7 protein-coding genes are annotated in these 5130 nt (G+C 68.8%); 4 read left to right on the top strand and 3 right to left on the bottom strand.

Translation table 11 applies throughout. The annotated features are described in order from the left end of the window. The coding region (locus tag VFG33_RS13530) for a LysR substrate-binding domain-containing protein (protein ID WP_325026157.1) at window positions 1–445 on the bottom strand (445 nt) is incomplete at its 3' end. A gap of 16 nt (window positions 446–461) precedes the next feature. After that, the gene (locus VFG33_RS41185) at window positions 462–632 is read right to left on the bottom strand and encodes a LysR family transcriptional regulator (RefSeq protein WP_414672951.1); all 171 of its coding nucleotides are present in this window, start codon (window positions 630–632) and stop codon (window positions 462–464) included. 121 nt (window positions 633–753) lie between these two features. Here VFG33_RS41185 and VFG33_RS13525 point away from each other — a divergent pair, with 121 nt between their 5' ends. After that, window positions 754–1995 (top strand): MFS transporter, encoded by a 1242-nt coding sequence (locus VFG33_RS13525; protein WP_325026155.1) that lies wholly within the window; start codon window positions 754–756, stop codon window positions 1993–1995. Between the two features lie 106 nt (window positions 1996–2101). Here VFG33_RS13525 and VFG33_RS13520 read toward each other — a convergent pair whose 3' ends face one another. After that, entirely contained in the window at window positions 2102–2521 is a 420-nt protein-coding gene (locus VFG33_RS13520; protein ID WP_325026153.1) for a winged helix-turn-helix transcriptional regulator, read from the bottom strand. Between the two features lie 81 nt (window positions 2522–2602). On the opposite strand from VFG33_RS13520, the gene VFG33_RS13515 reads away from it, so the two are divergent. The 3 genes from VFG33_RS13515 to VFG33_RS13505 form a co-directional block, all read left to right on the top strand. Next, the gene (locus VFG33_RS13515; RefSeq protein WP_325026151.1) at window positions 2603–3475 is read left to right on the top strand and encodes an NAD(P)H-binding protein; all 873 of its coding nucleotides are present in this window, start codon (window positions 2603–2605) and stop codon (window positions 3473–3475) included. Between the two features lie 31 nt (window positions 3476–3506). Then, on the top strand, window positions 3507–4442 hold the full coding sequence (locus tag VFG33_RS13510; RefSeq protein WP_325026149.1) for an NAD-dependent epimerase/dehydratase family protein: 936 nt from the start codon (window positions 3507–3509) through the stop codon (window positions 4440–4442). Beyond that, the coding region (locus VFG33_RS13505; protein WP_325026146.1) for a glycosyltransferase family 39 protein at window positions 4439–5130 on the top strand (692 nt) is incomplete at its 3' end. The genes VFG33_RS13510 and VFG33_RS13505, both read left to right, overlap by 4 nt.

The following is a 5130-nucleotide window of genomic DNA, read 5'->3' as shown; positions in this document are numbered from 1 at the left end:
CCCGGAAGGCCCGGTCCACCACGGCCCGGATCGCCCACTGCGCCGGCGGTTCGACGAACCTCTCGTCCTGCAGTTCCTCCAGCCCAACCCCCTCGCGCCCGGCCAACCGGTGCGTCGGAGTACAGGCGAGAACGAGCGGTTCGGTGATCAGCGGCACGACCTCCAGTCCCGGCACCTGCTCCGACACCAGCGAGACCAGGGCGCAATCGAGGCCGCCGTCCGAGACCAGCTCCAGCATCCGCAGCGCCGGGAGTTGCTGCACCGAGACGTCCACCCGCGGATGATCGAGCGCGAACGCCGCCAACCAGGACGCGAACGGCAAGGTATGCCCGCCGGTCTGGAGCGCACCGATCCGCAAGGTGCCGGTCAGCACTCCGTGCGCGTCCTCGACCGCCTGCTGAGCCGCGGCGGCCGCGTCCAACGTACGGCGGGCCGCCGGCAGCAAGGCGGTTCCTTTGCCGTCAACCGCACCGGCCGGGTCCCGCGGACGAACAGCAAGGCGCCGACCTCCTTCTCCAGGGCGCGGATCGAGGTGACAACCCCGACTGGACGATGTGTTCCCTGCTCGCGGCCCGGGTGAAGCTGAGTTCCTCCGCGAGCGCGACGAAATGCCGCAGGTGGCGTAGCTCCATCTCCGCAGTATCTCCCCAAGAGATGGAAGGCATCGCTTTCAGGTCCAGGAAAGCTGGTATGACGGCCTCGGGCCGGGCGGTTCTTCCCAATGTCCAGCGTGATTTCGAGGGAGACCGAGTGATGAGTACGGCCGCAGTAACCGCCACCGCCCCGGCGCGGATCAGAGTCCCGCACCTGACCGGATTCTGGTTCGTCGCCACCGCGTTCCTGACCCTGATGGCGTTCGGTACGGTGCCCACTCCGTTGTGGCCGATCTACCAGGTCCGGGACCACTTCGGCGCGATCACCGTGACGATCGCCTTCGCCGTGATGGTGGTCGGAGCCGCCATCAGTTTCCGGCTGCTCGGGCACCTCTCCGATCGGCTCGGCCGGCGTCGCATCATCGCGCCGGCTCTGCTGGTCGGGATCCTCTCGGCCGTGGTGCTGGTGATCTGGCCGTCCCTGCCGGGACTGATCGTCGGGCGGATCCTGACCGGCGTCGCGATCGGACTGATGGCGTCGACCGCGACGGCGTACCTGACTGATCTGCACCACGAGGCCCGGCCTGACCGGCTCGGATCACCTGTGCCAGCCCTGGTGGCGACCGCCGCCAACCTCGGCGGCCTGGCGCTCGGCCCGTTGGTTTCCGGAGCGCTCGCCCAGTGGGCTCCGGCACCACTGCGCACGGGGTACATCATCTTCGGTGGGCTGATGGCGGTACTGCTCGTGCTGGTGCTCGCGAGCCCGGAGACGGTCGACACCGAGCGGACCGACCAGGATCGGCCGGTCCGGTTCGCGCTTCGTCCGGACCAGCGGGTCACCTTCGGCGCCGCCGCGGCCGTCGGGTTCTTCGCCTTCGCGGTGATGGGGTTGTTCTCGTCGCTCGGCGCGATCATCGTGCGCGGTGAACTCGGCGTCACGTCGTACTTCGTCGCCGGGCTGGCGCCGTTCACCGCTTTCGCCGCGTCCGCTGTGGCGCAACTCGCGCTCGGGCGGTTCGGTCAAGGTGTGGTGCTCAAGACCGGCACGCTGCTGTTCCCGGTCGGGCTGGCGCTGACAGCTCTCTCGCTCTACCGCCCGACGCTCTGGCTGGTCCTCACCGCAGCTGCCCTCGCCGGCGCGGGCGCGGGCCTGCTGTTCAAGAGCGCGGTCACCCAGACAGCCCTCGCGGCAGTGCCTGCCTCCCGGGCGGGCGTGATCGCCGCCTTCTTCGTGATCGCGTACTTCGGGATGGGCGTGCCGTCGATCGCCTTCAGCCTGGTGATCCAGCACCTGGCGCTCCGCCCTTCGATGATCGGCTTCGCCACCGTCCTCTCAGTCGGCGCGATCATCGCCGTCATCACCTCCCTCCGCTCCGCCCGGCGCCCCGGGGTAGCAGCCTGACAAGCCCCGGGATCAAACCCTCCGTCGTGGTCCGGTTCGACCCGGGCAGGCGCTGACGCGACCGTTGCTCTCGGCATCCCAGCTCACTGCGATCGGTGAGGTGGGCTCAGCGGAGTTCGTCGGGGTGGTCGGCGTCCCATTGGTCGCGGGCGGTGGCGATGGCGGTTTTGTGGTCACGGGACCAGTCGGCGAGGCCGAAGACGGTGTCGGCGAGGCTTCGTCCGGTCGGGGTCAGTTGGTAGTCCACCTGGGGCGGAATGGTCGGATAGGCGATCCGCTCGACCAGACCGTCGCGGCAGAGCCGCTTCGTAGTCACGGTCAGCATCCGCTGGGAGATTCCCGGGATGGCCCGCTCCAACGCGGTGAACCTCCGGACGCCCTTCGACAGTTCGACGATCACCAACACGGTCCAGCGGTCGCCCAGCCGATCCAGCACGTCCCGGATCCCGCAGTCGTCATCGCCACACGGCCCGGTCGGGACCTCGGCCGTGACCTGGGAACTTACCGCGGCGTTCGTGACCGACATAGAAGTGCCTCCTTATGCCCGACGCGGTTTACGTCGATGCTCGGACCTGCTGTCACCACAACCAACGCAGGGAGTGTCGAAATGATTCTCGTGACCGGTGTCTCCGGCAGTCTCGGTGGCTTGATCCTCGACGGGCTGTCCGGGCTTGACGATGTGCAGGCGGTCGGGGGCACCCGGTCAGGGGACGGTACTACCCAGCGACGGGTCGACTTCGATGACCCGGCCAGCCTGCCCCAGAGCTTCGAGGGCGTGGACGTCCTCGTGTTCGTCTCAGCCGGCTACGCCGAGGATGATGTCGTGTTCGCTCGCCATGGCGCAGTGGTCGACGCGGCAGCCGCCGCGGGGGTGCGGAACGTGATCTACACCAGCTTGGCCGGTTCGGGTGACCTGATGTCGATCGCGCTCGCACACCGCTGGACCGAGTCCCGCCTGGCTGCCGCTCCCTTCGACGCGACAGTCCTGCGCAACGGCCTGTACGCCGACTTGCCGATCAGCCTTGCCGCGGCCGGGGCCGAGTCGGCGGCATCGTCCGGTGTCTTCGCCGCAGCCCTTGGCGATGGCCGGATCTCTGTGGTGGCCAGGGAGGACCTCGCCGATGTCGCCGTCACGGTGGCGGCCGAGGTGCAGCGCGACCTCGACGCGGGCGGCCCGAGCCGGCATGCGGGCAAGACCTACGAGCTCGAGGGCGTCGCCTCGATCGGTGGTCACGACATCGCCGAGGCACTCACCACAGCGCTCGGCCGGACAGTCGAATACCGGACCGTCTCCCTCGGCGACACGCGCCAGGCGCTGGCCGGCAGCAGTCTGGAGCCCTACCAGATCGCGCACACCCTCTCCCTGTTCGCCAACGCCGGCGCAGGCTTCCTCGAAGCGCAGCACAGTGACCTGACCAGCCTGCTCCGAACCGAGCCCCGACCCGTTCATGACCTCCTAGTGAAAGCCGTCGCCCCGTAGGCGCTGGAGGGCTGCCGGTACGTTGGCTGGCATGGCGGAACAGAGCTCGACCGACAGCGGCCTCGATCGTGTGCTGGTGACCGGCGGAGCCGGATTCATCGGGCGGGCCGTGGTTGCCGCGCTTCGCGAGCGGGGCGTGCCCGTGACAGTGGTGGATCGCGAGGCGCCCGACCCCGGCTGGGACGAGGGCGTCACGGTCGTGACCGGCGACCTGGCCGAGCAGGAGGTCTGCATCGCGGCGTTCGAGACCCGGCCGCGGGCGGTGATTCACCTGGCGGCAATGACCTCCGTACTGCGCTCAGTGGACGCCCCGATGCGGACGTTCGCCGAGAACGTCACCATCACCCAGGTGCTGCTCGAACTCTCCCGGGGCAGCGGGGTCGGCCAGTTCGTGATGGCCTCCACCAACGCGGTGGTCGGCGACGTCGGTACCTCCACCATCACGGCGGATCTACCCCTGCGCCCGCTCACGCCGTACGGCGGGACGAAGGCGGCGGCGGAGATGCTGCTGTCGGCGTACTCGGGTAGCTACGGGTTGAGTACTGCGGCCCTGCGCTTCACCAACGTGTACGGGCCTGGCATGTCGCACAAGGACAGCTTCGTGCCGCGGCTGATGCGTGCGGCGCTGACCGGGACAGGGGTCCGCGTGTACGGCGATGGCCTGCAGCGACGGGACCTCGTCTACATCGACGACGTGGTCGCGGCCGTTCTGCTTGCCCTCGACAACGGATACGACGGGCCCGCGGTCGTCGGCTCGGGTAGCTCGGTGTCCGTACTCGAACTGGTCGAGGCGGCGCGAGTTGCGACCGGCAGCCCGATTCCGGCGGAGCATGTGGACGCGCCCGCGGGGGAGATGCCCGCAGTCGTCGTCGATGTGTCTGCCAGTGCCGATTCTCTTGGCTACAAGCCGACGGTGTCGCTGACCGACGGTCTGTCCCGGACCTGGCAGTACTTCCGCGAACAGTGATCGCACTGCTCCAACCGCGCTCGGTGCTCGCGCTCCTGCGAAAGCACTGGCTGCTGAGCATCTTCCTGCTGGTGGGTCTGGCCCTTAGGGCGCTGGCAACCGCCGCCTACCAGCCGGCCATTATCTACGTGGACTCAGCTCAGTACCTGAAGAACATGCAGCCGCTGAGGCCGGACCAGCTGAACCCGATCGGCTACGACTTCGTACTCCGTCCGCTGGTCGATCTGGGCGGCCTGACTCTCGTAGTAGTGGTGCAACACCTCGCGGGACTGGCTCTGGGGGTCGCCATCTATGCACTGGCCCGCCGGCTGGGCGTGTACCGCTGGTTGGCAGCGGTCGCCGCCGCTCCGCTGCTGCTGGATGCGTACCAGGTGCAGATCGAGCAGAACATCATGGCCGAGACCACCTTCGACGTCCTGCTGGTGGGGATTCTCTGGCTGTTGCTGGGCTGGGGCCGCCCGGGCTGGAAGCGTGCCGGTCTTGCCGGGCTGCTCCTGGGCGCAGCCTTCGTGGTCCGCACGATCGGTCTGACGCTGCTGTTCCCCGCGCTGCTCTACCTCGTGGTGGTCGGCTCGGCCTGGCGTCACCGCAGGACCTGGCCTCGGCTGGTACTGCGGACGGGCGCGGCGGTGGCCGGCTTTGCTGTCGTGTTCGGCGCCTACGTCGGGTACATCCACGCGGAGACTGG

The sequence above is a fragment of the Kribbella sp. genome, from assembly GCF_035687465.1.
In the GTDB taxonomy this organism is placed as follows: domain Bacteria; phylum Actinomycetota; class Actinomycetes; order Propionibacteriales; family Kribbellaceae; genus Kribbella.
Note: the sequence above shows the minus strand (reverse complement) of the source record. Positions and strands in the feature narration are given on the sequence as shown.